This is a genomic window from Streptomyces sp. LMG1-1-1.1, from assembly GCF_040815545.1.
Taxonomy (GTDB): Bacteria; Actinomycetota; Actinomycetes; order Streptomycetales; family Streptomycetaceae; genus Streptomyces.
Map to the genome: position 1 here is coordinate 85,695 of NZ_JBFPNH010000032.1, position 25,113 is coordinate 110,807.

Consider the following 25,113-nt stretch of genomic DNA (forward strand, 5'->3'; position numbering starts at 1 on the left):
CCGATGAGTGAGCCGACCGACCTGGACGCCCTGCGACGGCTGATGCCGCCGCCGAAGGACGGGGACACGACGGTCGACTGGGCCGCCCTCGCCACGTCGTGGGGCAAGCCGTTCCCGCACGACTTCCGGCGCTTCATGGAGGTCTACGGGGCCGGCGCGGTGCAGAACTACCTGTCGATCGGCAGGCCGGAGCCCAAGGTGCCGCTGGAAGAAGCGCCGCGGGACGGCATGGTGATCGAGACGGCGAACGCCGAGGCCGACTGGGAGACGGAGGAGAAGACGCCGGAGCTGGAGGGCACTTCTCCGGTGCTGATCACCTGGGGCGTCTCCGCCACCGCGGACATGCTCTGCTGGGACGCGTCGGACGACGATCCCGCCACGTGGCCCGTCCTCGTCTACCAGCGCAACGACTGTCTGTGGAGTCGCTACGACTGCGGGATGGTGGAGTTCCTCGTCCGGAACTTCCGTGCCGAATGGCCGGAGAACCCACTGGGCGGCACGTTCCTCTGGGACGTGAGTGACGTGAAGTTCCAGCCGCAGGGCTGACACCTCACCTCGTGTGCGAAACGCTCGGCCGGGGCTTCCCGGCCGAGCGTTTCGCCTTGCCGCAGAAAGTCTCTCGCGTCAGCCCGGCCCCGAGGTGTCCAGGGTGAGGATGAGGAGGGTGACGTCGTCCTGGATCTTGGGCGCGAAGCGGCTCAGGTCGTCCCAGATCTCGTCGGGCAGCTCGTCCAGGCCGACACCGGTCATCCGGGCCAGACGCTCGACGAAGGGGTAGAAGGCGCCGGAGGCGTCGCGAGCCTCCAGGACACCGTCCGATGCCAGGAGCAGCCGGTCCCCGGGCAGCAGCGACACCGTCGCGGCGGTTCCGGGCATGACGTCGGCGAGGCCCAGTCCCAGGGGCGGGCCGGGGTCGAGTTCCAGAGTGCTCACGGATCCGCCGCGCAGCAGGACCGGCGGCGGATGCCCGCAGGCCAGGACACGGACCTCCCGCCCGTACGGCGCGAAGTCCAGGAGGACGGCCGTGGCGAAGAGCTCCGCGTGCTCCGTCCGCGCCGAGTCGGTCACGAGCCTGCGGTCCAGCCGCGCCGCGATCGACTCGGCGTCCACGTCGTCCAGCACGGCCTCGCGGAACGCCCCCAGGATGGAGGCGACCGTCGCGACGGCCGGCAGACCGTGCCCCTGTACGTCGCCGAGGACGGCCCGCACCCCGTGGGGGCCGGCCCGGACGTCGAAGAAGTCGCCACCCACCAGCGTGCCGCGCTCGGCGGCGCGGTACAGGCTCGCGCAGCGCACGGGCCCGACCCGCCGCTGGACGTCCGGGACGATGGCCCGCTGGGCCGTCTCGGCGACGGTGCGTTCCAGGGAGAGCTGCTCGTCCCGGCGCCCGCGGACGAAGGACACGAAGACGCTCAGGGTCGCGACGAAGCCCAGGGTGAAGAGGTCGGTGTTGCCGGGCCGGTTCAGGTGGAAGAACGGAATCGTCAGCAGCGCGATCGTCGCGGCGCCGAGGAAGGCCGTGGCCCATGGTCCGTAGGCCAGGACGGCCAGCGGAGGCACCGCGCCGAGCAGGAAGCCGATGTCCAGCGGCACGGAGTCGGTGAGGGAGGCCGCTCCGACCCCGACGAGCAGCAGCACGGGCAGGACCCGCACCCAGCGGGGCGGCGGGGCCCCGCGCAGCCAGCTCCGCCGGTGCTCGCCGGCCGCCTTCCTTGGCTTCACCACACCACCAGGCTCCTATGCCGGAGCGCTCCGCGCGCCCTGGAGCCGATCCGGTCAGCGCAAGAGGTCCGTGTAGCCGATCCGATCAGCGCAAGAGTGCCCGGTAGCCGGAGTCGCGTCCAGGCCAGTGCCTGACCGAGGGGACGCGCCGGGACGGCGCTGCGCCGGGCTTCGGCCCGGAGCCGTTCTTCATCGCGGATCGTGCCTCCGCTGGACGGCGGGCCCCGGGTCTCCTCGCGGAGCCGGGGCCCTGGCCGTGGTGGGGTGGAGGGACGTGGGGCGTGGGCTCAGACGGCGTTCCGGGCGGCGGTGGTGCGGCGGCGCATCCTGATCAGGACGCCCGCGGCGGCGCCGCCGAGGAGCAGCGCGCCGAGGGCGGCCTGGCTGCCGCCGTCGCCCCCGTCCGCGCCCGCGCCCGCGGCCCAGCCGAAGCCCGCTTCCACGGCACCGTTCGGGCGGCCGTTGATCTGGTAGGTGACGGTCTGCTTGATGCGGGGCGGGCACTTGAGGGTCACGGTGTCCGTGCCGGAGGCGGCGTCCAACGGGATCGTGAACCGACCCACCAGGACGCCCTTGCGGTCTCCCGGCAGGAGGTGGAACTTCCCGCCCGCCTCCGACTCGCCCTTGCCGTACGTCTCCTTGCCGCAGGCGGTGGTGCTGACGGTGACGGTGGTGCCAGGGGTGGCTCTCCCCGGATTGATCCGGACGTCGTCGGCGGGCGCCGCGGCGGCGGAGGGTGCGGACAGGACGAGGGCGCCGAGGACCAGGGCGAGCTGGGGGCCCGTACGTGCGAGACGCATGCTTCTTCTCTCTTTCGGTGGAGCTTTCCTGGCCGGCTGGGCCGCGCGGCTCCTGTGCTGTGCTCCGTGCACGAGGAGATCCCCGACCGGTGACCACCGCAACGGGGACATCGCCCGCGATGTCCCCCGGTTGGGGTCTTGATCGTCCTCCGCGGTGATCACCGCCGCAGGTCACAGCGGTCCGTGCGGCGTTCGGGAACGGACGGCGTCCTGCGCGCGAACGGGTTAGTGGCTTACGACCGAACGCCGGCGCGCCCCGGAACGTCCCCGCCGTGCCGACGAGGAGAGAGCGCTCGGTCCTGGCCGTCCTGAACCACGAGGAAGCCGGTCAGTCCTGGCTCAGGATCGCCGCAAGGGCTTGCCGCAACGCCGCTTCGGGATCCTCCGACGCCCCTTCGGACCGCCACGCGACGAACCCGTCGGGGCGGACCAGCACCGCGCCGTCCGCGGTGACGCCGTGAGCCCCCGCCCAGTCCGTGTCGCCTTCGGGGGAGAGGTCCGCGTCGGGCCCGCCGCCGATCCGGTACGAGTCGAGCGGCACCGACAGCCGCTGCCCGACGCGGGTCGCCGCGGTGTGCCACCTGCCGACGCCGCCTTCGGAACTCAGGAGCACCAGGGACCGCTCGTACAGGTCGAGGGTGGAGACCCGGGCGCCGGCGCGGTTCAGCCACATGTGGGGTGCCCGGCTGCCGGGTTCGCCCGTCAACCGCAGTCCGTCGGACACGACCGGCAGCGTGGGGTCGGTGCCCAGGACGGCGCCCTGCGGATAGCGGTAGCCGAGCACCTCGTTGAGGATGCCGCCCTTCTTGCCCTGGGGGCCGCCGGCTCCGGGGCCGGGAGTGTACCCGGGGTGGCTGTGTTCGACCGACCGCGCCGAAGCCCGGGCGCTCGTCGCCTCGGCGACCGGCCGGCGCTCCGCGTCGTAGGACGTGAGCAGGCCGGGGCCGGCCCAGCCGCCCAGTACGGCGGCCAGCTTCCAGGCGAGGTTGTGCGCGTCCTGGATACCGGTGTTGGAGCCGAACGCCCCGGTGGGCGGCATCTCGTGGGCGGCGTCGCCGGCGAGGAACACCCGGCCGTCCGCGTACCGTTCGGCGATCCTCTCGGCCGCGTGCCAGGGCGCTCTGCCCGTGATCTCCACGTCGAGGTCCGGCACCCCCACGGCCCGCCGGATGTGTTCCCTGCACCGCTCGTCGGTGAACTCCTCCAGCGTCTCGCCGCGTTCGGGGTGCCAAGGAGCGTGGAACACCCAGCGCTCCCGGTTGTCGACCGGCAGCAGGGCCCCGTCGGCCTCCGGGTTCGTCAGGTAGCAGACGATGAAGCGCCGGTCGCCGACGACGCCCGAGAGGCCCCGGGAGACGAACGTGATGCTCACGTTGTGGAAAAGGTCGCCCGGGCCGCTCTGCCCGATGCCGAGGTGCTCGCGAACTGGGCTGCGCGGGCCGTCCGCCGCGACGAGGTAGTCCGCGCGAATGGTGGTGTGCTCACCGGTGTCGCGGCTCTTGACCTGCGCGGTCACCCCTTCGGCGTCCTGCTCGAAGGACATCAGCTCCGTCGCGAACCGCAGATCTCCGCCCAGCTCCACGGCGCGCTCGCGCAGCACCGGTTCGAGGTCGTTCTGGCTGCACAGGCACCACCCGCCGGGGCTGAAGCGGGCGACCCCGCCGCCGGGGTCGATCTCCTTGAACAGCCACTCGCCGACGTCGCCCACCAGGCTCGGCGTCTGGAGGATGCCGTTGTTGGACGCCAGAACCGAGGCGGCCTCCCGGATGGACTCCGCGACCCCGGCGCCGCGGAACAGCTCCATCGTGCGCACGTTGTTGCCGCGGCCACGGGGGTGGATCGAGGTGCCGGTATGGCGCTCGACCAGTGTGTGCGGCACTCCGAGACGCCCCAGGAACAGCGAGGTGGACAGGCCCACCAGCGAGCCGCCGACGATGAGTACGGGCGTGCGGTGGCCGGTTGCTCCCCCGGCCACGTCGTATCGGTTCATTGTTCGTCTCCGGCGTCACCTGCGACGCGAGTCGGGGATGGGATGCAGATTCATGCCCTTCGGGGACGGGTCCGCGTGCCGGGGGCACCCGGATGACACGCGGTTCACTCGTCCGCTTCATGGGGCTCGCGCGCTGTCGGCACTCCTGTCAAGGATCAACACACGACGGCCCCGGCGTTTCGGTCGCGCAGGTCGTTCCCCCTCCCCCCCGCTGAGAAGAGAGAGGTGTGCCGGATGGCCCCCTCGGGACGTATCTCGCAGTCTGTGTTCGACGGCTCCAGGCTGCGGGTGATCCTCCTGCTCGACCTGTACGAGGGCGCGCAGCAGCAGTTCCTGGACGCGTACGAACTCATGCGCAAGCAGGTCGCTTCCGTTCCCGGTCACATCAGTGACCAGCTCTGCCAGTCCATCGAGAACCCCTCGCAGTGGCTCATCACCAGCGAGTGGGAGAGCGCGCCGCCGTTCCTCGCGTGGGTGAACAGCGAGGAGCACGTCGAAACCGTCAAGCCGATGCACAGCTGTGTCCGGGACACCCGTTCGATGCGCTACAGCATCCTCCGGGAGACCAGCCCTGATCAGCCGGCCTCGCGGACCGCGGCATCGGCCGGCATGCAGGTGCAGGCCCGCGTGGGCGACGGTGTGGCACGCCACGCCCTCACCTTCACCGTCAAGCCGGGTTCCGAGTCGAAGGTGGCGGAGCTCTTGGCCGGGTACGAGTCGCCCCGGGCCCAGGTCGACGAGACCACCCGGCTGCGCCGCACCTCGCTCTTCATGCACGGCAATCGCGTCGTGCGTGCCGTGGAGGTGGAGGGCGACCTCCTGGTGGCCCTGCGGCACGTCGCCCGCCAGCCCGAGGTACGCGCGGTCGAGGAGGCCATCAACCCGTACCTGGAGCAGGACCGGGACCTGACCGACCCCGAGTCGGCGCGTGTGTTCTTCACCCGGGCCGCGCTCCCGGCCGTCCACCACGTGGTGTCCGACCGGCCGACGCCGGCCGGTCTGCGGCGGCACGCGCTGTACTACCCGGCCAAGGAAGGCCACGGGATGGAGCTCGCCAGGCTCCTCGCCGATCAGGACCAGGCCGCGGCGGACGATCCGGACAGCCCGGTGTACAGCAGCACCGTGTTCCAGCGCGACGACACCGTGGTGCGCCTCATCGACATCACCGGCGACCTCGACCTCGACCCCGTCGCCTCCCTCGGGCTCAAGGGCGCCCGGAAGGCCGCGGAGCTGGCACGCCTCCTCGACGGCGCCGCGATCGGCGTCGAGGGCTCCCTGGAGACGGAGCGCGACATCAACCGGCTTCTGTCGCACGCCGACATGCTGCCCGTCACCGACCGCTCGTCGAACGCCTGACGGCTGGTCGCGGCTTCCGCCGCCGTCGCTCCCCCAGCACGTCACTGCCACATCTGGAGGTATCACCCATGCTCAAGCAGCGTCCACTCATCGTGAACCTGAGCGAGACGGAGCCCAACCGCAGGCGGGGAGGTGACCTGCGGGCCATGCTCACGCCGGCCACCGTGGGTGCCACCAGCGGCTTCATGGGCCTGGCCATCGTCCAGCCGGGCGAGCGCATCGGCGAGCACTACCACCCGTACTCCGAGGAGTTCGTCTACGTCGTGTCGGGCGCGCTGGAGGTGGACCTGGACGGCGACACGTACGCACTCCAGCCCGACCAGGGTCTCCTGATCCCGATCGACGTGCGGCACCGCTTCCGCAACGTGGGCGACGTGGAGGCCCGCATGGTCTTCCACCTGGGGCCGCTCGCCCCCCGGCCGAGCCTCGGCCACGTCGACACGGAGGTCACCGACGAGGCCGAGCTCGCCGCCGCGGGCCCGCACCTGACCGTGCACGACCCGGGACGGGTGTCCGAGCGAAGCGGGGCCATCGAGTGACCCGGCGAGTGGCCGTCACCGGCATCGGTGTGGTCGCTCCGGGCGGCACCGGAGCGAAGGCGTTCTGGGACCTCCTCGCCGCCGGCCGTACCGCGACCCGCGGCATCACCCTGTTCGACCCGGTCGGGCTGCGGTCCCGCATCGCCGCCGAGTGCGACTTCGACCCGGCGGACCACGGACTGGATCCGGAGCTGAGCGGCCACGCCGACCGGTACATCCAGTTCGCCGTCGTCGCCGCCGGGGAAGCCGTCCGCGACTCGGGACTCGACACCGACGCCGAGGACCCCTGGCGCGTCGCCGTCTCCCTGGGCAGCGCCGTCGGCGGCACCACCCGGCTCGAACACGACTACGTCCTGGTCAGCGAGGGCGGGCGGCGGTGGGACGTGGACCACCGCGCGGCCGCCCCCAAACTGCACATGGCGTTCTCGCCGAGCACGCTCGCGTCCGTCGTGGCCGAACAGTTCGGCGCCCGGGGCCCGGTGCAGACCGTCTCCACCGGATGCACCTCCGGCCTCGACGCCGTCGGCTACGCCTTCCACACCATCGAGGAGGGCCGGGCGGACGTCTGCATAGCGGGCGCGTCGGACTCCCCGATCTCCCCGATCACCATGGCCTGCTTCGACGCCATCAAGGCCACGTCGCCCGACAACGACGACCCGGAGCACGCATCGAGGCCCTTCGACAACAACCGCAACGGTTTCGTCATGGGCGAAGGCGCGGCCGTCCTCATCCTGGAGGAGTACGAGCACGCCAGGGCTCGCGGTGCGCACATCTACTGCGAGATCGGCGGTTACGCCACCTTCGGCAACGCGTACCACATGACCGGTCTGACCGGCGAGGGCCTTGAGATGTCCCGGGCGATCGACTCCACTCTCGGCCAGGCCGGGGTCGACCCCACGCTGATCGACTACGTCAACGCGCACGGCTCGGGCACCCGGCAGAACGACCGGCACGAGACCGCCGCCGTGAAGCGCTCCCTGGGGGCGCACGCCTACGACACGCCCATGAGCTCCATCAAATCCATGGTGGGGCACTCGTTGGGCGCGATCGGCGCGATCGAGGTGGCCGCCTGCGTCCTCGCGCTGAAGCACCAGGTGGTACCTCCGACGGCGAACTACGAGACCCCCGACCCCGAGTGCGACCTGGACTACGTGCCGCGCACCGCCCGCTCCCGGAAGCTCAGGAACGTGCTCTCCGTGGGCAGCGGATTCGGCGGCTTCCAGTCCGCGGTCCTCCTGACGGGGCCGGGCGGGAGGAAACGATGAGCACTGAGCGCCCACGGCGCGCGGTCGTCACCGGCATCGGTGTGATCGCCCCCAACGGACAGCGTGGCGACGCGTACTGGAAGTCCGTCCGGGAAGGGCTCGGCGTCCTGGACCGGATCACCCGGGAGGGCTGCGAGGACCTGCCGCTCAAGGTCGCGGGCGAGGTCAGGGGCTTCGACGCCTCCGCCCTGATCGAGGAGCGCTTCCTCGTCCAGACCGACCGCTTCAGCCACTACGCGATGGCGGCGGCCCAGCTCGCCCTCGACGACGCCGGCCTCGCCCGCGACGACCCGGAGGAGCCCTTCTCGATCGGCGTCGTCACCGCGGCCGGTTCCGGCGGCGGTGAGTTCGGCCAGCGAGAGCTGCAGAAGCTCTGGGGCCAGGGATCCAAGTTCGTCGGCCCGTACCAGTCCATCGCCTGGTTCTACGCCGCCAGCACCGGCCAGATCTCCATCCGGAGCGGGTTCAAGGGACCGTGCGGTGTGGTCGCGAGCGACGAGGCGGGAGGACTGGACGGCATCGCCCACGCCGCTCGGGCCGTACGGCGCGGGACCGGCGCGGTGATCGTCGGAGCGGCGGAGGCGCCCCTCGCCCCGTACTCGATGGTGTGCCAGCTCGGATACCCGGAGCTCAGCACCGTCGAGGACCCGGACCGCGCCTACCGGCCCTTCACCGCGGGAGCCTGCGGCTTCGTCCCCGCGGAGGGCGGCGCGATGCTCGTCGTGGAGAACGAGTCCCGTGCCCGCGACCGGGGAGCGGCCGTCCGGGCCGTCGTGGCCGGCCACGGCGCCACGTTCACCGGCGCCTCCCGGTGGAAGGAGTCCCGGGAGGGACTCGCCCGCGCCATCCGTGTCGCCCTCGACGAGGCCGAGTGCGCCCCCGAGGAGATCGACGTCGTGTTCGCCGACGCCCTGGGCGTACCGGAGGCGGACCGCGCCGAGGCGATGGCGATCGCCGACGCCCTCGGGGCGCACGCCACCCGCGTACCCGTCACGGCGCCCAAGACGGGCATCGGCCGCGCCTACTGCGGGGCGCCCGTCCTGGACACCGCCGCCGCGGTCTTCGCGATGGAACACGGGCTGGTCCCCCCCACCCCCAACGTGTTCGACACCTGCCACGACCTCGATCTGGTGGTGTCCCGCGCTCGCCCCGCCGAGCTGCGCACGGCCCTCGTCCTCAGCCGGGGACTCATGGGATCCAACGCGGCGCTGGTCGTGCGCCGCGGCGACGACTCCGCCCGGTAGGACCGGGCGGGAAGGAGAGCACAGATGATCACCACCGCACTGACCTTCGACGAACTCGCGGCGCTGATGAAGAAGGCCGCCGGTGTCACCGTCGACGCCCGGGAGCTGGAGAAGGCGCCGGACCAGCCGTTCACCACGCTCGGGCTCGACTCGCTCGGCCTGCTCGGCATCGTCGGCGAGCTGGAGACCTCGTACAGCGTGGCGCTGCCCACCGACGCCGAGCGCTCCAAGACGCCCGCCGAGTTCCTCAGCCTGGTCAACAGCACCCTCAAGACGGGAGTCTGACCTTGTCCGGTCACACCGACAACAGCATCACCATCGACGCCCCGCTCGACCTCGTCTGGGACATCACCAACGACATCGAGAACTGGCCGAGCCTCTTCAGCGAGTACGCCTCCCTCGAGGTGCTCTCCCGCGAGGGTGACTCCACGACGTTCCGCCTGACCATGCACCCGGACGAGTCCGGGAAGGTCTGGAGCTGGGTGTCGGAGCGCACCGTGGACCGCCCCGGGCGGACCGTTCGCGCCCGCCGCGTCGAGACCGGCCCGTTCGACCACATGAACATCCGGTGGGAGTACGAGGAGACGCCGGTCGGCGTTCACATGCGCTGGGTGCAGGACTTCGCGATGAAGCCCGACGCTCCGGTCGACGACGCCTGGATGACCGACAACATCAACCGCAACTCCCGCACGCAGATGGCCCTCATCCGGGACCGCGTCGAGCAGGTCGCCCGCGACCGCCGGAGCGCCTCGGTCCTGCCCCGCTGACCACACCCACCCCACACCCAGGATGGAAGCTCGATGCACCACGCTCTGATCGTCGCCCGCATGGCGCCCGACTCGGCGCCGGCGATCGCCGACGTGTTCGCCGCCTCCGACCGGGGTGAACTCCCGCACCTGGTCGGAGTCACCCGGCGTCGCCTGTTCCAGTTCGGCGACGTGTACCTGCACCTCATCGAGTCGGAACAGGACCCGGCGCCGGCCATCGCGAAGCTGACCGGCCACCCGGAGTTCCGGGACGCCAGCGAGAAGCTGTCGGCGTACGTCAGCGCGTACGACCCGAAGACGTGGCGGAGCCCCAAGGACGCCATGGCGCAGTGCTTCTACAGCTGGGAACGGGACGCACGCTCCTGATCTCCCGAGCGTCGGCACGACGGGGAAACCCGAGGCCGCCCGCCCCGCGAACGACGCGGAGCGGGCGGCCTCGGGTTTCCCTCCTTCGTCCCCGTCAGGCGGGAACGGTGCACTCGAAGGCGTGGAGGTACGCGTTGACCGGGCGGATCTCGCCGATGACGAGCCCCGCGTCCGTCAGCCGGTCGACCATGCTCTGCCGGGTGTGCTTCGCACCGCCGACGTTGAGGAGCAGGAGCAGGTCCATGGCGGTCGTGAACCTCATCGAAGGCGTGTCGTCCACGAGGTTCTCGATCACGACGACCCGGGCGCCGGGGCGCGCTGCCCCGCGGACGTTGGCGAGCGCCCTGCGGGTGCTGTCGTCGTCCCATTCCAGGATGTTCTTGATGATGTACACATCCGCCTGGACGGGGATGGCCTCACGGCAGTCGCCGGCCACGACACGGACCCGGGGGGCCAGCGCCCCGCCCTCGCGCAGGCGCGGGTCGGCGTTCTCCACCACTCCCGGCAGGTCGAGCAGCGTGCCGTGCAGGGAGGGGTGCTTCTCCAGCAGGCTCGCCAGGACGTGTCCCTGTCCGCCGCCGATGTCCGCGACGGAGGACACGTCCGTGAGGTCGAGAAGGTTCGCGACGTCCCGTGCCGACTGCTGACTCGACGTCGTCATGGCCCGGTTGAAGACGTAGGCGGACTCGGGCGCGTCCTCGTTGAGATACGCGAAGAACTCCCGGTCGTACACGTCCTCGAAGACGTTGCGTCCGGAGCGCACCGCCTCGTCGAGCTTCGGCCAGACGTCCCAGGTCCACGGCTCGGTGCACCACAGTGCGATGTACCGCAGGCTGTGGGGATCGTCCTCGCGGAGCAGCCGGGACATCTCCGTGTGGGCGAAGGTGCCGTCGGGGTGCTCGGTGAAGACCCCTTGGCAGGACAGTGCGCGCAGCAGTCGGCGCAGTGTCCGCGGCTGGGTCTTCACCGCCGCCGCCAGGTCGTCCACGGTCATGGGCGTGTCGCCCAGGGCGTCGGCCACACCGAGGCGGGCGGCCGCACGTACGGCGGCGGCGCACGCCGCCCCGAATACGAGCTCCCGCAGCCGCATGGGCGGCGGAGGAGCCGGATCAACCGTTGTCATCTGTTGCCTCGTCCTTGCTGTCGTGCCATGGGGGATGGAGGGGAACCCGGTGGGTCAGCACATTCCGGCGGGCTCCGAGAGCGTGCACGTGTTGCGGGTGAAGGTGTTTCCCCGGCCGGTGTCCCGGTTGGCCAGGTCGGCGGTGCTGTTGCGCATCACCACGTTGTCGCGGATCTCGTTCTGCTCGTTCAGGGCGCCCACGAAGCTCTTGAACAGCACGATGCCGCCCGAGAGCGGCGAGGTGCCCGCGTTGTCGACGACCCTGTTCTTCTCGACCACCGTCTCCTCGGTACCGGTGAGGACGATTCCCGAGCCCTGCAGGAAGGGCAGACGAGGGGTCTGCGGGCAGTGCTTGTTGTTGGCGTGGATGTTGTTCCGGCGCAGGGTCATCGCCCCGGCGCGCGGCGCGGACTCGTCGCCCACCACGAACACCGCGGCGCAGTTCCCGGTCGCGTCGTTGTGGTCGACGGTCACGTTCCGCAGGCGCCTCACGGTGATGCCGATCCGGTTGCCGGACAGGCTGTTGTGCGTGATCACCGTCCCCTTGGCGTCGGTGGCGCCGCCTTCCCTGTCGACGGTGTTGGCCAGGAACAGTCCGGCGTCGCCGTTGTTCCGGGCGGTGTTGTGGCTGAACACACCGCGCACGGATCTCTCCTGGGCGATGCCCCACTTTCCGTTCTTCTCGGCGAGCACTCTGTGGACCCTGAGCCGGTCGGTCCAGGACGCCCACAGGCCGTTGCCGGTGAAGCCCCTGAGCGTGAGCGAACGCACGGTGACGCCCTGGACGGGGCTGCTCCCCGTCCCGGTCACGCAGATACCGTGGCCGGCCTTGGCGCACGCGTCGCCGGCAGCGGCGTCGCCGGGCGCGATGACGGTGGCGGAGAGGCCCGAGCCTCGCAGCGTCAGGCCCGACGTGGTGATGCGGACGCTCTCACGGTAGGTGCCGGGGGACACGATGACGGTGTCCCCCGGCTTCGCGGCGTCCACGGCCTTCTGGATCGATTCGCCGGGTTTCACCAGGTGCACGGTCCGGCTGCCGGCCGTCGAGGCGGTTGCGCCCGTCCCCGAGGCGACGACGGCCACGGTGCATGCCAGGAGGGCGATCTGTCGTTTGGTCATGTGCCGAAGCTATGAGCGCGTGTTCCGGCCTGCCACCGCTGATCCCCCAGGCGGACCTAGGCGTACCTCCCTGCGGTCCACCCATGGGCGTGGCGCGCGGGTCCTGGGTGAAAAGGCCGCTCCTCCGTGGATCATGGGGCCGCCGGGGGCGTCTCTTCGGTGCGGCGGGCAGGGAAGGGGTTCGGATGCGTAAGTGGTGGCCCTTGGCGGCGATCTGTCTGGGCACCTTCATGCTGCTTCTGGACGTCACGATCGTGACCGTGGCGCTGCCCGCCATGGCCGCGGACCTCGGCACCACGCTCTCCGATCTGGAGTGGGTGGTCGACGTCTACGCCCTGGCGCTGGCGTCGCTGCTGCTCGGCGTCGGGTCCCGCGCCGACCGGATCGGCCGCAAGAAGGTGTACCTCCTCGGGCTGATCGTCTTCACCGCGGCTTCGGTGGTGTGCGCGCTCGCCCCGAACGCGGGTGTGCTGATCGGCGCCCGGGCGGTGCAGGGAATGGGCGCCGCCGGAATGTTCGGTACGACGATCGCCCTGCTCGGCATGCACTACAGCGGCCGGGAGCGGGGCGTGGCCTTCGCCGTGTGGGGCGCCACCAATTCGGTCGCCGCAGCGGCCGGGCCGGTGGTCGGCGGGCTCCTCACCCAGTACCTGGACTGGCGATGGATCTTCTTCGTCAACCTGCCGGTCTGCCTGGCCGCCGTCGTGATGACTCTGCGTTCGGTGCGGGAGGCGAAGGGGCAGGGCCGGCAGCGCGCGGACGTGCTCGGCGTGATCACCTTCACGGTGGCGAGCGGTGCCCTCACGTTCGGGCTGATCCGAGCCCACTCCGAGGGCTGGGCGGCACCCTTCACGCTCGGCCTGTTCGCCGTGGCGGCCGTCGCCCTCGCCCTCTTCGTCGTGGTCGAGACGAGGCACGAGCACCCCGTCCTCGACCTGTCGCTGTTCCGCAGGCCGTCGTTCACCGGCATCATGATCAGCGCCATGTTCCTGCAAGGCGCCGCGTTCGCGTATCTGCTCTTCGAGTCGCTGTGGATGCAGTCCGTACTGGGGTACGAGCCGGTCGAAGCCGGTCTCTACATCCTGCCCATGTGCGCCTCCGCGTTCGTCGTCTCCGCACTCGCGGGCCGCTTCGGCCCCTGGCCGCCCCGGGCGTCCATCGGGGGCGGACTGGCGCTCATCGCTCTGGGCTCCGGGATGCAGGCCACCCTCGACGCGGGGTCTTCGGGCAGCAGCCTGGTGGCGGGGCTCTTCGTCGCCGGTCTGGGAGTCGGGCTCGTGACACCGAGTCTGTCGGCGGCGGCCCTGGCCACGGTGCCGCCCGAGCGCGGAGGCATGGTGGGCGGTGCGGTCAACACCTTCCGCCAGTTGGGCTTCGCCCTGGGGATCGCCGTGTTCGGCGTGATCTTCCAGTCGCGGATCGAGAGTGTGCTGACGGCCGACGGCAGTGTCCCGGACCCGCACGAGGCGGCCGTCGCTCTGAGCGGCGGACAAGCCCGGTCGATCGTCGCCGGCTGGCCGGAGGGCGAACGCGCCGACATGGCGCACCTGGTGCGTGAGGCGTTCGCGTCCGGCCTGAACGCGGTACTGGTCGTGGCGGCGGTGTTGGGGGCGGTGGCCTCACTGGTCGTCGTCGCGACGGTACGCGTCCCCGCGGGCGGCGCCGAGCGACAGCAGCCGGAGGCGGGCGCGAGCCCCCGCGGACACGAGACGCCGGCGGACGCTCCCCTGTAGCGGCGGCCACCCTTCACGTGTGACGTCGCGCGCGGTTGTGCACGGGGGGGGCGACGGACCAGCTAGGTGTCGGCATTCGAAGCCGTCTGGACACGCTCAGGACACGGCGGCCGCAACACGATCGACGCGCTCGCGCGTGCGGGCCGCGTCGATGCTCGGGGGCAGGCCGAACTGGCGCTTGTACTCCCGGCTGAACTGTGAGGGGCTGTCGTACCCCACCCGGTGGCCGACGCCGGTGACATCGTGCGGACGGTTGGCCAGCAGGAGCCTCGCCGCCTGCAAGCGGATCTGCTTCTGGAACTGGATCGGGCTCATCGCCGTCACCGACTGGAAGTTCCGGTGGAACGCGGAGACGCTCATCCCGGAGGAACGTGCAAGGTCCTCGACCCGGAAGGGCTCGGCGTAGTGGTCCCGAATCCAGTCGACCGCCCGGGTGATGTGGTTCAGGCTGCTGTCCGCGAGGCCCAGCTGGCGGACCGCCTCACCCTGCTCCCCCGTCATCAGCCGCCAGAGGATCTCGCGTTTGATCAAGGGCACCAGGACCCGGCGGTCACGCGGCCGGTCCAACAGTCGGACCAGGCGGACGATCGCGTCGATCAGCTCCGCCGAGGCCTCGCTGACCATGATCCCCGGCCGCGGCGACCCGGCCGACCGGGGAACGTCACCCGGCCCGCCCTGGAGCATCAACTCCGCGATGACAGCCGGCTCCAGTGTCATGCCGAAACCGAGTTCCGGTCCGCCCGGTGCGACGCGTCCGGTCACCGGTAGATCGGCGGAGGTGACCAGGTACTGACCGACCCCGTACTCGTACACCCGCTCGCCGAGCGCGAGCCGCTTGCCGCCCTGCGCGATGACGGCGAGCATCACGCCGGACATCGCGTACTCCGGCTCGGCGCCCGGGTCTGAGCGGCAGATCCGGACGCCGTCGATGGCCGTGGTCAGGTCGGGCCGTGCGTGCCGCTCCAGCAGATGGCGAAGCTCGTCGAGGGACATGCGCCCATCTCACCACGGACCGACCCGTTCCTCCCCCGCCACCGAGAGGATCGTGCAAGAACACGCGAAGATCGTGCGGGCGCCCCGCGCCGCGCGAGGGCCCACCGTGAGGCCGCTCGCACCGTGGGCACCTACTCTCCGGTGTCCTCGTACTCCGCGATGAGATGACCGCGGGCGATGGCGTGGAACCGGAGATGGAAGCCGACGACCGCCGGCGTCGCGTCCGCGTCCGGTCCCAGGTTCTCCCGGTCCACGGCGTACACCGTGAACACATAGCGGTGCGGCCCGTCCCCCGGCGGCGGCGCGGCCCCGCCGAAGTCCCTGCTGCCGTAGTCGTTCCGAGCCTGCACGGCACCCGCCGGCAGACCACGGAAGCCCCCGGTTCCGGCCCCGGCCGGCAGCTCGGTGACATCCGCCGGAATGTCGAAGACGGTCCAGTGCCAGAATCCGCTGCCGGTCGGCGCGTCCGGGTCGTAGCACGTGACCGCGTAGCCACGGGTGCCCGCCGGCCCCGCCGACCAGCTCAGCTGCGGCGAGGAGTTCCCCTTGGCGTACACGTGCGCGTCCGGCAGGACCCCGCCGTCCGTCAGATCCTCGCTGCCGACCACCAGCTCGGACACCGGCGGGTGAAAGTCGTGCGGCAGCGGACGTCGATTCGTCGGCTCGCTCATTCCCGAATCCCCTTCATGCTCTCGACGGAAACGCCCGAACGGGCGTGATCACCATCCGACCACGCGTCGAGGGACGGCGACCGCCCGGCGAGAGGATCGTGCAAGGAGTCGCCATCTTCGTGAACGTATCCCCGGACTCCCGCGACCCGGCCTCGAGCCCGCCGGCGGCGTCCACCAGGTCGTCGAGGGCCCGCTGGAGGCGGTTGTCGGCGGCGTCGACCTCCTCGGTGGCGGGGAGGCGGCCGCCGATGAGGGCGAGGAGCGGTGGTGGACAGCGCGGCACGGAGAACCGGGAGTGGGCCCCCGTTCCGAGGAATCCGCTGGATTCGTACAACCATCCGCACGCTCAAGAGTCATCTATGGCGAGTGCGCCGTAGGCGCGTTTCGTTTCCATGGGGGACCCATATGACTCACCACATATCCCTGCGTGCCCGCGTGATTCCGGCCGTGGCGGCCGCCGGGATGCTCGTGCCCGTCGTCGCGGGCGCGGCGCCTGCGGCCGCGGCTACCGCGCCGCAGGTCAGCTGCACGTCCGGCAAGGCGGGGCTTGCCGCCCAGCTGCAGAGGGACATCACCGCCGCCCTCGCCACGCGCACGGGTACGGTCGCCGTCGGTCTGCGCGACCGGACCACGAACACCACGTGCACGCTGCGCGCCACGACCTCGTACGACTCGGCCAGCGTCGTGAAGGTGACCGTCCTCGCCACACTGCTCTGGGACGCGAAGAAGACGAACCGGTACCTGACCTCGCGCGAGTCCGACCTCGCCACCGCCATGATCACCAAGTCCGACAACGCGGCCACCACCGCGCTGTGGAACCAGCTGGGCGTCACCAAGGTGAAGGGCTTCCTGGCGGCCGCCGGTATGACGCAGACGGTGCCGGGGTCCGGCGGCTACTGGGGGCTCACCCGGATCAACGTCACCGACGAGCAGCGGCTGCTCTCGCTGATCATCGCCAAGAACAACGTCCTGAGCGACGGCTCCCGCGCCTACATCCTCAAGCTCATGGGGAACGTCATCACCTCGCAGAAGTGGGGGACCCCGGCCGGTGCGCCCTCCTCCGTGTCCGTGCACGTCAAGAACGGCTGGCTGCAGCGCGCCACGCGCGGCTGGCGCGTACACAGCGTCGGCACGTTCGCTGGCGGCGGCCACGACTACACCATCACCGTGCTCACGGACGGCAACAGCTCGATGAGCTACGGCGTGAACACGATCCAGGCCGTGGCCAAGGTGATCCATCGGGATCTGACCCCGACGGAGCGCACCGCGTACCGTTACGTGCCGACCACCACGCCCAGGGAGGCGTTCGTCGCGGTGCCCCCGCACTGACGCCCGCCCGGGCGGCGGAAATCTTGGCGCGCGGGGCCCCCGGAAGCGGGTAACGTCATTGTCATGTTCTTCCAGACGCCGATTGACGAGTGAGAGCGTGACGGGCTTCCGCTGACGACGTTCGACGACGCGGCACCCGTCCCCCACCGATGAATGCGCAGCTCACTTTCACATCACCACCGGGAGAACCCGTGACCGACAGCAAGAACATCAACAATCCCGTGGGCCAGGGCGGCGGCCAGCGCAAGAAGCTGTCGCGCGCCGAACGGCAGAACAACGGTCCGCATCGCAACTCCGACCGCCAGGGTGCCGCCGAGAAGAAGGCGGAGCTGGTGCGCAAGATGCGCGAGAAGGTACACGCGGTCGAGGACGGCGGGCAGACGGGCGACGACACCGCACAGAGCTGACGCAACGCCGCCGCAGGGCGGCACCCCATACGGCAGGGCCCGGACCGCGACGCGCGGTCCGGGCCCTGTCGGCGTATCGGGGCTTCGGCTCCCTCGCTCACGGCCCCGACGAGACGTCAATTAGTCATAAAAAGTACTGTATTAGCTTGCGGTACATTCCTTCCCCGTCACCACTGGGTGATCAACAAGGGGAGGAACGAACAGGATGAGAAGACGGACGTCCGCTCTGCGTGAGCGGCATCCGCTGCCTTCGCCTGGCCGGATGAGGCGCATAGCCCTGGCCACGGCACTGGTGATGACGTTCGGGCTGATGGAGGGGATGGCGACCGCGGCGATACCCGAGCGGGTGCCCGCCGAGGGGCCGGGGGACGTCAAGGGGCCGGCCGAGGCGGAGGACGCCGCGTCGGCGTTGCTGATGGCGCGGCTGCAGGACCGGCGGATCGAGGTCACCGGGGAGCGCACCGAGTCCACGACGAGCTGGGCCAACCCGGACGGCTCGATGTCGCTGGACACCTACACCGGTCCGGTCCGCTTCAAGGACGACAACGCCACGTGGCGCACGGTCGACCCGAGCCTGGTCGAGGCGCCGGGCGGCGGGGTCCGCGCGGTGGCCCATCCGCTGGATCTGGCGCTGGCGGGAGAGTCGACGGCCGAGGAGGTCGCGCGGGTCGAGGCGTCGGGCGGTGAACCGGGCGAGAAGAAGACGCCGGCCGTCCCGCTGGTGTCGCTCGACAGCGGCGAGGGTCACGGGATGACCCTGTCGTGGCGCGGCGCCCTGCCCGATCCGACGGTGCACGGGACCGAGGCCCGCTACCCGGGGGTGACGACCGGCACCGACATGGTGGTCGAGTCGACCCGTACCGGTTTCGAGCAGTTCCTCGAGCTGAAGGACCGCAGCGCGGTCGACGCCACCGGTTCGGTGACGCTGTCGCTCCAGGCCAAGGGCCTGACGGTCAAGGCCAACGCCGACCGCTCGGTGACGTTCCTGGACAAGAACACCGGCAAGGAAGCGGGCGTCCTGCCCGCGCCGGTGATGTGGGACGCGACGGTCGACCCGAACACGGGCGAGCACGAGAACCGGGCCGAGGTCGGTCTGAAGGTCACGCAGAACGGCAACGCGGTCGACCTCACGCTCACGCCGGACGCGGCGTTCCTCGCCGACCCGGCGACGAGGTTCCCGGTCACGGTCGACCCGGCCGTGAACATCGGGGCGAGCTTCGACGCCTTCGTCCAGCAGGGGTTCACGTCCGACCAGTCGGCCGCGACGGAGCTCAAGCTCGGCAACAACGGCGAGGGCCAGGTGGCCCGTTCGTTCCTGGCCTTCCCGATGGCGAAGATCTCCGGCAAGGTGATCAAGTCGTCGAGCCTGAACCTGTGGAACTTCCACTCCTGGTCGTGCAGCGCGCGCAGCTGGGAGGTCTGGGACACCAGCTCCGCCTCCACCGCGACGCGCTGGACCGCCCAGCCGAACTGGAACCGGAAGTGGTCCACCTCCACGGCCACCAAGGGCTACTCGTCCTCGTGTGCCGACGGCTGGGTGAGCACGGACATCACCAGCCTGGCCGCCGCCTGGGCGGCGAACGGCAACGGCACCAACACGCTCGGCATCCGGGCCACGGACGAGACCGACGAGTTCGCCTGGAAGAAGTTCAACTCCGGTAACGCGGCCTCGAACACGCCCTACATCTCGGTCACGTACAACACCAAGCCGGGTGCGGCCGCGCCGCTGTCCCCGCTGACCGGTGCGGCGACGAACGACACGACGCCCACGCTGTCGGCCAAGGCCGTCGACGCCGACGGCAACACCGTCCGGCTGACGTTCGAGGTCTGGAAGTCCGACGGAACCGCGGCACTGCAGTCCGGCACCTCGGCGTACGTCGCCTCCGGCGCCACCGCGACCTGGACGCCGGGTACGGCCCTGGCGCAGGGCTCGTACAAGTGGCGGGCGGCGGTCTACGACGGTCAGGACTGGAACGGCACCTGGTCGGCCTGGCAGACCTTCACGGTCGACACCACCAAGCCCGGCGCGCCGTTCGTCTCCTCGACGGACTACCCGCAGGACAACCTGTGGCACGGCGCCGGCGGGGTACCGGGCAAGTTCACCTTCACCGCGGCCTCCGGCACGACGGACCTGGCGGGCTACGTCTACTCGTTGGACGGCGCCGCGGCCGTCACCGTCGCCGCGACCGGTACGGCGACGGCGACGGTGACCCCGGCCGCCGACGGCCACCGCACCCTGCGCGTCCAGGCGAAGGACAAGGCGGGCAACCTCTCGACGGCCGTCGTGTACGACTTCCTCGTCGGCCAGGGCGCGATGCTGCGGCCTGCCGAGGGCGCGGTCAGCGCGCGACGCATCCAGATCGCGGTCGACGCCCAGCCGAAGTACACCCGCGTCACCTACCAGTGGCGGCGGGGGCCCGGCGCCTCGGTCTACGACGTGCCGCTCGCGAACCTGACGAAGCAGGACAACACCCCGATCACCGCGCCGAAGACGCCGCTCGCGGACATCGGCGCGTACGCGAACTGGTCGGTCCTGGAGACACTCGGCCAGGTCGGCGGTGTCGTCCAGGTCCGCGCGACGCTCTACACCGACAGCGACACGGATCCCGCGTACATCAGCGAGTGGCGTGGCTTCACCGTCGACCCGAACGCCGACGGCGCCGCCTCCGACGAGGTCGGCCCCGGCTCGGTGAACCTGCTGACCGGCGACTACTCGGTGAACGTGACGGACACCGACGAGTTCGGTCTGTCCTCGACCCGTACGGCCTCCTCCCGCGGGACGGACCGCGGCTGGATGCCGCAGGGCCAGCGGCTGACCGCCAACCAGCAGGACGTCGCCACGGACCTGACGGGCTTCTCGGCGACCACGGCGACGCTCACCCGGGAGACCACGCTCGGCCAGGACGGCTCGACCGACTCGCTGAAGGTCGTCCCCACCACCAACACCAGCGGCGACTCCTTCGCCATGGTCGGTGGCGACCAGAACGCCCTGCAGCTCGGCATGAAGCCGGGCAGGACCTACCGGTTCTCCACCTGGGCCTACGTGCCCTCGTCGACCGGCCTGTCCCCGCAGCACGCGCGCGGCCTGCGCCTGTACGCGGGCTTCGCCACGCCCGGAGGCTACGTCGAGCCGACGTCCCGGAAGGTGCCGTACACCGACGCGTGGGCCGAGCTGACCCTCGACTTCACCGTTCCGAAGGACGCCACGACGGCCTTCCTGCGGCTGTACAACGGTTTCCCGGCGAACTCCGGCAAGGCCGTGTACTTCGACCACCTGTCCCTGCGCGAGCTGGTCGCCCCGTTCGGTCCGGAGTGGGCCGGCGGCGCGGCGGGCGGCGTGACGGACAACGAGCTGCACTCCCTGACCTTCCCGGGCAAGGACGTCGCGGTCATCACCGGCTACGACGACTCCACGATCACCTTCGCGAAGAGCTCGGACGGCACGTTCAGCCCCGAGCCCGGAGCGGAGGGGCTGATCCTCGCCGCGTCCGGCGCCGACTACGTCCTGACCGACGACGACGGCACGGTCACCCGCTTCAGGAAGCAGACCGGCTCGGACGTCCACGTCGTGGACTCCGTCTCCGGTACGGACGAGGCGTCGACGAGTCGGTACGTGTACGACACGACCGACGGCCGCACCCTCGTCAAGCGTGTCATCGGCGAGGCCGAGCCCGGCGTCGACGACACCGGCCAGTGCACCGGTGCGGTCCCCGCGCGAGGCTGCGAGGTGCTGGAGTACGTCTACGCCACGGCCACCACCGCCACGACCACCGCGCCCGGTGACGTCGCCGACCGCGTGAAGGCCGTGCGGGTCTGGTCGTGGGACCCGGCCGCGAACGCCGTGAACGCCGTCGACGCGGCCGCCTACCGCTATGACGCCCAGGGCCGCCTCGTCGAGGCTTGGGACCCGCGCAAGGCTTCGGCCGCGGACACGACGGTCCTGAAGACGGTCTACGCGTACGACGCCGGGAACCGTCTGACGAAGATCGACACCGCGGGCGAGCTGCCCTGGATGTTCGACTACGGCAAGGCCGGCGCCGACCAGGACCCGGGCCGTCTGCTCCAGGTCCGTCGTCCGGCGCTCCAGCCGGGCAGCAAGGACGTCGTCGAGGGCGAGACCGTCTCGAAGGTGGTCTACGAGGTCCCGTTGACCCGGGCGGCCGGTGGCCCGTACGACCTCGACGGCGCGAGCGCCGCGAAGTGGGGCCAGTCGGACGTGCCGACGGACGCGACCGCCGTCTTCGACGTCGAGTCCACCCCGGCCGTGAACACGGCCACCGCCACCGTCCCCGGCACGGACGGCTACCAGCAGGCGGTCGTCCGCTACCTGAACGCCTCGGCGCAGGAGGTGAACACCGCCACCTGGTCGCCGACCGGGGTGGGCGACGTCGACACGGCCGAGTACGACCGCTTCGGCAACACCGTCCGCACCCTCGACGCCACCGGCCGCCTCCTGGCGCTCGGTCTCGGCGAGAACGTGGACGAGAAGGTCGTCGAGCTTGCGCTGCCCGACGAGTCCGCGGCCCGTGCCGCGCTGCTCGACTCCCGCAGCGTCTACAGCCGCGACGGCCAGGACCTCCTGGAGGAGACCGGTCCGGTCTTCCGCGCCCTGCTGGACGAGGCGGTGCCGGCGCAGGCCGACCCGCCGATGCCCGCACTCGCCGCCGGCGCCTCGGTGGTCGCGCGCGAGCACACCGTGCACCGGTACGACGAGGGCAAGCCCGACGGCGCGGCCTACCACCTGGAGACCACCACCCTCGACGGCGCCCGTGTCGAGGGCTACGTCGACGACGTCGAGGTCCGGGTCACCAAGACCGGCTACGGCACCCCGATCGGCGGCACGTCGGGCTGGGCGCTGCGCACCGAGACCTCGGTGACGACGGACGCCGTGACCGGCGGGGCGAACCTGACCGCCACCATCAGGTACGACGCGGCGGGCCGCGCGGTCGAGTCCCGCAGGCCGGGCTCGAACGGCGCCGACACCGGCACCGTGAGGACCGTGTTCTACACGGCCGGCGCCAACCCCGACGACGCCGCGTGCGGCAACCGCCCCGAGTGGGCGGGCGACCCGTGCGTCACGCTGCCCGGCGGCAAGGTCACCGGTGCGGACACCACCCGCATGCCCGACACCCTGCCGGTCAAGCGGATCCCCCGGTACTCCCGCTTCGGCGACGTCGAGGAGACCACCGAGACGAACGCGGGCAGGACCCGCACGTCGACCACCGTGTACGACGCGGCCGACCGGATCGTCTCCACGAAGATCACCGGTGACCTCGGCCAGGACCTTCCCGAGGTCACCACCGAGTACGACCCGGTGACCGGCAACGCGGTCAAGACCATGGCCGGTGGCAAGACCATCAGCCGGACGTTCGACGCGCTCGACCGTCTGCTGTCCTACACGGACGCCGACGGCGGCACGACCACGACCGAGTTCGACAGGTTCGGCAAGCCGGTCAAGGTCAGCGACAACACCGGATCCACCACGTACACGTACGACCGCGCCAAGGAACCGCGCGGCATGGTCACCTCCGTGACCGACTCCGTCGCGGGCACCTTCACCGCGAAGTACGGCCCCGACGGCCAGCTCACCGAGCAGACCTACCCCGGCGGCTACGTCCGCAAGGACGGCTTCAACGCGAGCGGCGCGGCCACCGGCCGTACGTACAGCCGCATCTCCGACGGCGAGGTCGTCTACGGCCAGCACCTGGACATGACGACCCAGGGCGCCGTCGCCGCGGACACCAACTCCACCGACAGCAAGGAGTACTCCTACGACCGTCTGGGCCGCCTGACCAAGGCCGCCCAGACCACCGTCGCCGGCTGCACGACCCGCGCCTACGCCTTCGACGAGGCGGGCCGCAGCACCGCCGGCCGCATGAACCGCACTTCCAAGACGGTGTACGACGCCGCCGAGGACGGTTCCTGCACGTCGGCGAACGGCACGGTCACGACCAGCTCGTACGACAGCGCCGACCGGCTCCTGACCGGCGGCTACACGTACGACGCCTTCGGCCGCACCACGGCCACCGGCACCGGCTCCACCAACACCTACTGGGACAACGACCTCGTCGCCTCCCAGACCGTGGGCGACAAGCGGCAGTCCTGGTCCCTCGACCCGGCCCACCGCTTCACCGCCTTCACGACGGAGGCCAAGCAGCCGGACGGCACCTGGGCCAACGCGACCAGCAAGCTCAACCACTACGGAGACGACTCCGACGAGCCCCGCTGGATCATCGAGGACACCACCCAGGGCACCCTCACCCGCAACGTCTCCGGACCTGACGGCGACCTGACCGCCACCACGTCCGCGACCGGCGGCGTGGAACTGCAGTTCGCCAACCTCCACGGCGACGTGGCGGTCACCCTCGACACCGCGACGACCGCTCCGAAGGTGTTCACCTTCGACGAGTTCGGCGTCCCGGCCCAGGGGCAGGCCACCCAGCGCTACGGCTGGCTCGGCGCCAAGCAGCGGTCCTCCGAGGCACTCGACGACGTCATCCTCATGGGCGCCCGCCTCTACGCACCCGCGCTCGGCCGGTTCCTCCAGGTCGACCCGGAGCCCGGAGGCAACGCCAACCCGTACGACTACTGCAGCGGCGACCCCGTCAACTGCACGGACCTCGACGGGAACTGGGGCTTCAGCTTCAAGAAGATGTTCAAGCGCGTCGCCCGCGTCGCGGAAGTCGCCTCGTACATCCCCGGCCCCATCGGCAACATCGCCTCCGCCGTCGGCGCCCTCTCCTACGCCGCCACCGGCAACTGGCGCAAGGCCGCCGAGATGAGCGTGGGCATCGCCTTCGGCTCCGCCGGACGCCTCGCGGTCAGAGGCTTCAAGGCGGCGCGCGCCCTCCGCAAGGCCGGCCGCGTCAGCCGCATGGCCTCACGGGCGAAGAAGGTCTTCAGGCGGTCCCGGTGCAACTCCTTCGCACCGGACACTCCCGTCCTGATGGCCGACGGAAGCTACCTGCCGATCGGAGACGTCCAGGCGGGTGACCTGGTGGCGGCGATGGACCCGGTGACGGGTCTGACCACCGCCCAGCCCGTCCTGGAGGTCTACACCGGCTCCGGCACCAAGCACATGGTGGCGATCGACACGGACCTCGACCCGGCGACTCCGCCGCTCATGGCGACCGCGGACCACCCGATGTGGGTCGAGGACAAGGGCTGGACCAAGGCCGTCGACCTCGTGCCCGGCGACGCGCTCCGATCGGCGGACGACACCGCCCACGCGGTGCGGGCCGTCCGCAACCTCGGCGAGCTCCCGGACCAGCTGGTCTTCAACCTCAACGTCGGAAACGTCCACACGTACCTCGTCTTCGACGGAACCGCGGACACGCTCGTCCACAACGCCAGCTGCAACCTCAACCGGCACGCCAGGAAGGCGCCCCGAAAGCGGGGTGTCTACGTCATCAAGTACAACAACGGCTCGTACTACGTGGGCAAGTCGAAGAACATGCACCGGCGTATGCACCAGCACGACAAGAAGGGCAAGCTCAACAACGTGAAGTCGATCCGCTATCACGAGCGGAGCAAGGGCAGCCTCCGTAGGCTCGAACAGGGCTTGTACAATCGCTACAAGTGCTACGGCGGCGCGACGCTGACCAACAAGATCCGACCGTCGAGGAAGTACGCTCACTGCTGACGGAGAGGGGGGTGGGGACGTTCCGTCCCCACCCCCCTCTTTTCCTT

General features: G+C 70.9%; 20 protein-coding genes. 12 read left to right on the plus strand and 8 right to left on the minus strand.

Annotated elements, in window-relative coordinates:
* The first annotated feature begins 3 nt into the window (after positions 1-3).
* On the plus strand, positions 4-546 hold the full coding sequence (locus MRBLMG1_RS18650; protein WP_367825186.1) for a hypothetical protein: 543 nt from the start codon (positions 4-6) through the stop codon (positions 544-546).
* A 78-nt stretch (positions 547-624) separates the two neighbouring features.
* Here MRBLMG1_RS18650 and MRBLMG1_RS18655 read toward each other — a convergent pair whose 3' ends face one another.
* From MRBLMG1_RS18655 to MRBLMG1_RS18665, 3 genes are all read right to left on the minus strand, one after another.
* Positions 625-1,725 carry a PP2C family protein-serine/threonine phosphatase gene (locus MRBLMG1_RS18655; RefSeq protein WP_367825187.1) on the minus strand — a complete coding sequence of 367 codons (1,101 nt, stop codon included), beginning with the start codon at positions 1,723-1,725 and terminating at the stop codon, positions 625-627.
* A 284-nt stretch (positions 1,726-2,009) separates the two neighbouring features.
* Positions 2,010-2,522 carry a sortase gene (locus MRBLMG1_RS18660; RefSeq protein ID WP_367825188.1) on the minus strand — a complete coding sequence of 171 codons (513 nt, stop codon included), beginning with the start codon at positions 2,520-2,522 and terminating at the stop codon, positions 2,010-2,012.
* Positions 2,523-2,850: 328 nt separating this feature from the next.
* Positions 2,851-4,512 (minus strand): FAD-dependent oxidoreductase, encoded by a 1,662-nt coding sequence (locus MRBLMG1_RS18665; protein WP_367825189.1) that lies wholly within the window; start codon positions 4,510-4,512, stop codon positions 2,851-2,853.
* A 234-nt stretch (positions 4,513-4,746) separates the two neighbouring features.
* Here MRBLMG1_RS18665 and MRBLMG1_RS18670 point away from each other — a divergent pair, with 234 nt between their 5' ends.
* The 7 genes from MRBLMG1_RS18670 (at position 4,747) to MRBLMG1_RS18700 (ending at position 10,049) form a co-directional block, all read left to right on the plus strand.
* Positions 4,747-5,868, plus strand: a complete 1,122-nt coding sequence (locus MRBLMG1_RS18670) for a SchA/CurD-like domain-containing protein (protein ID WP_367825190.1) — start codon at positions 4,747-4,749, stop codon at positions 5,866-5,868.
* Between the two features lie 68 nt (positions 5,869-5,936).
* A complete protein-coding gene (locus MRBLMG1_RS18675) occupies positions 5,937-6,407 on the plus strand; it encodes a cupin domain-containing protein (RefSeq protein ID WP_367825191.1) in 471 nt (156 codons plus the stop codon).
* Positions 6,404-7,672: a beta-ketoacyl-[acyl-carrier-protein] synthase family protein gene (locus MRBLMG1_RS18680; protein WP_367825192.1), complete on the plus strand. Its 1,269-nt coding sequence runs from the start codon at positions 6,404-6,406 to the stop codon at positions 7,670-7,672. The genes MRBLMG1_RS18675 and MRBLMG1_RS18680 overlap by 4 nt, the downstream gene beginning before the upstream one ends.
* On the plus strand, positions 7,669-8,916 hold the full coding sequence (locus tag MRBLMG1_RS18685; RefSeq protein ID WP_367825193.1) for a ketosynthase chain-length factor: 1,248 nt from the start codon (positions 7,669-7,671) through the stop codon (positions 8,914-8,916). The genes MRBLMG1_RS18680 and MRBLMG1_RS18685 overlap by 4 nt, the downstream gene beginning before the upstream one ends.
* A 24-nt stretch (positions 8,917-8,940) precedes the next feature.
* The gene (locus MRBLMG1_RS18690) at positions 8,941-9,201 is read left to right on the plus strand and encodes a phosphopantetheine-binding protein (protein WP_367825194.1); all 261 of its coding nucleotides are present in this window, start codon (positions 8,941-8,943) and stop codon (positions 9,199-9,201) included.
* A 2-nt stretch (positions 9,202-9,203) separates the two neighbouring features.
* On the plus strand, positions 9,204-9,683 hold the full coding sequence (locus tag MRBLMG1_RS18695) for an SRPBCC family protein (protein ID WP_367825195.1): 480 nt from the start codon (positions 9,204-9,206) through the stop codon (positions 9,681-9,683).
* A gap of 33 nt (positions 9,684-9,716) precedes the next feature.
* A complete protein-coding gene (locus MRBLMG1_RS18700; protein ID WP_367825196.1) occupies positions 9,717-10,049 on the plus strand; it encodes a TcmI family type II polyketide cyclase in 333 nt (110 codons plus the stop codon).
* A gap of 94 nt (positions 10,050-10,143) precedes the next feature.
* On the opposite strand, the gene MRBLMG1_RS18705 is transcribed toward MRBLMG1_RS18700, so the two are convergent.
* Both MRBLMG1_RS18705 and MRBLMG1_RS18710 read right to left on the minus strand, forming a co-directional pair.
* Positions 10,144-11,172 (minus strand): methyltransferase, encoded by a 1,029-nt coding sequence (locus tag MRBLMG1_RS18705; protein WP_367825197.1) that lies wholly within the window; start codon positions 11,170-11,172, stop codon positions 10,144-10,146.
* Positions 11,173-11,226: 54 nt separating this feature from the next.
* Complete coding sequence (locus MRBLMG1_RS18710) at positions 11,227-12,291, minus strand: right-handed parallel beta-helix repeat-containing protein (protein WP_367825198.1); 1,065 nt, start codon at positions 12,289-12,291, stop codon at positions 11,227-11,229.
* 185 nt (positions 12,292-12,476) lie between these two features.
* Here MRBLMG1_RS18710 and MRBLMG1_RS18715 point away from each other — a divergent pair, with 185 nt between their 5' ends.
* The gene (locus tag MRBLMG1_RS18715) at positions 12,477-14,024 is read left to right on the plus strand and encodes an MFS transporter (RefSeq protein ID WP_367825199.1); all 1,548 of its coding nucleotides are present in this window, start codon (positions 12,477-12,479) and stop codon (positions 14,022-14,024) included.
* Positions 14,025-14,120: 96 nt separating this feature from the next.
* On the opposite strand, the gene MRBLMG1_RS18720 is transcribed toward MRBLMG1_RS18715, so the two are convergent.
* The 3 genes from MRBLMG1_RS18720 to MRBLMG1_RS18730 form a co-directional block, all read right to left on the minus strand.
* Positions 14,121-15,017 carry an AraC family transcriptional regulator gene (locus MRBLMG1_RS18720; protein ID WP_367825200.1) on the minus strand — a complete coding sequence of 299 codons (897 nt, stop codon included), beginning with the start codon at positions 15,015-15,017 and terminating at the stop codon, positions 14,121-14,123.
* Positions 15,018-15,148: 131 nt separating this feature from the next.
* Positions 15,149-15,688, minus strand: coding sequence for a YbhB/YbcL family Raf kinase inhibitor-like protein (locus MRBLMG1_RS18725; RefSeq protein ID WP_367825201.1), 540 nt, complete (start codon positions 15,686-15,688; stop codon positions 15,149-15,151).
* A gap of 13 nt (positions 15,689-15,701) precedes the next feature.
* Entirely contained in the window at positions 15,702-16,022 is a 321-nt protein-coding gene (locus MRBLMG1_RS18730) for a hypothetical protein (RefSeq protein ID WP_367825202.1), read from the minus strand.
* A gap of 71 nt (positions 16,023-16,093) precedes the next feature.
* On the opposite strand from MRBLMG1_RS18730, the gene MRBLMG1_RS18735 reads away from it, so the two are divergent.
* The 3 genes from MRBLMG1_RS18735 (at position 16,094) to MRBLMG1_RS18745 (ending at position 25,066) form a co-directional block, all read left to right on the plus strand.
* Entirely contained in the window at positions 16,094-17,017 is a 924-nt protein-coding gene (locus tag MRBLMG1_RS18735; protein WP_367825203.1) for a serine hydrolase, read from the plus strand.
* Positions 17,018-17,208: 191 nt separating this feature from the next.
* Positions 17,209-17,424, plus strand: a complete 216-nt coding sequence (locus MRBLMG1_RS18740; protein WP_367825204.1) for a DUF6243 family protein — start codon at positions 17,209-17,211, stop codon at positions 17,422-17,424.
* A 262-nt stretch (positions 17,425-17,686) separates the two neighbouring features.
* Positions 17,687-25,066, plus strand: a complete 7,380-nt coding sequence (locus MRBLMG1_RS18745) for a DNRLRE domain-containing protein (RefSeq protein ID WP_367825205.1) — start codon at positions 17,687-17,689, stop codon at positions 25,064-25,066.
* Positions 25,067-25,113 lie beyond the last annotated feature (47 nt).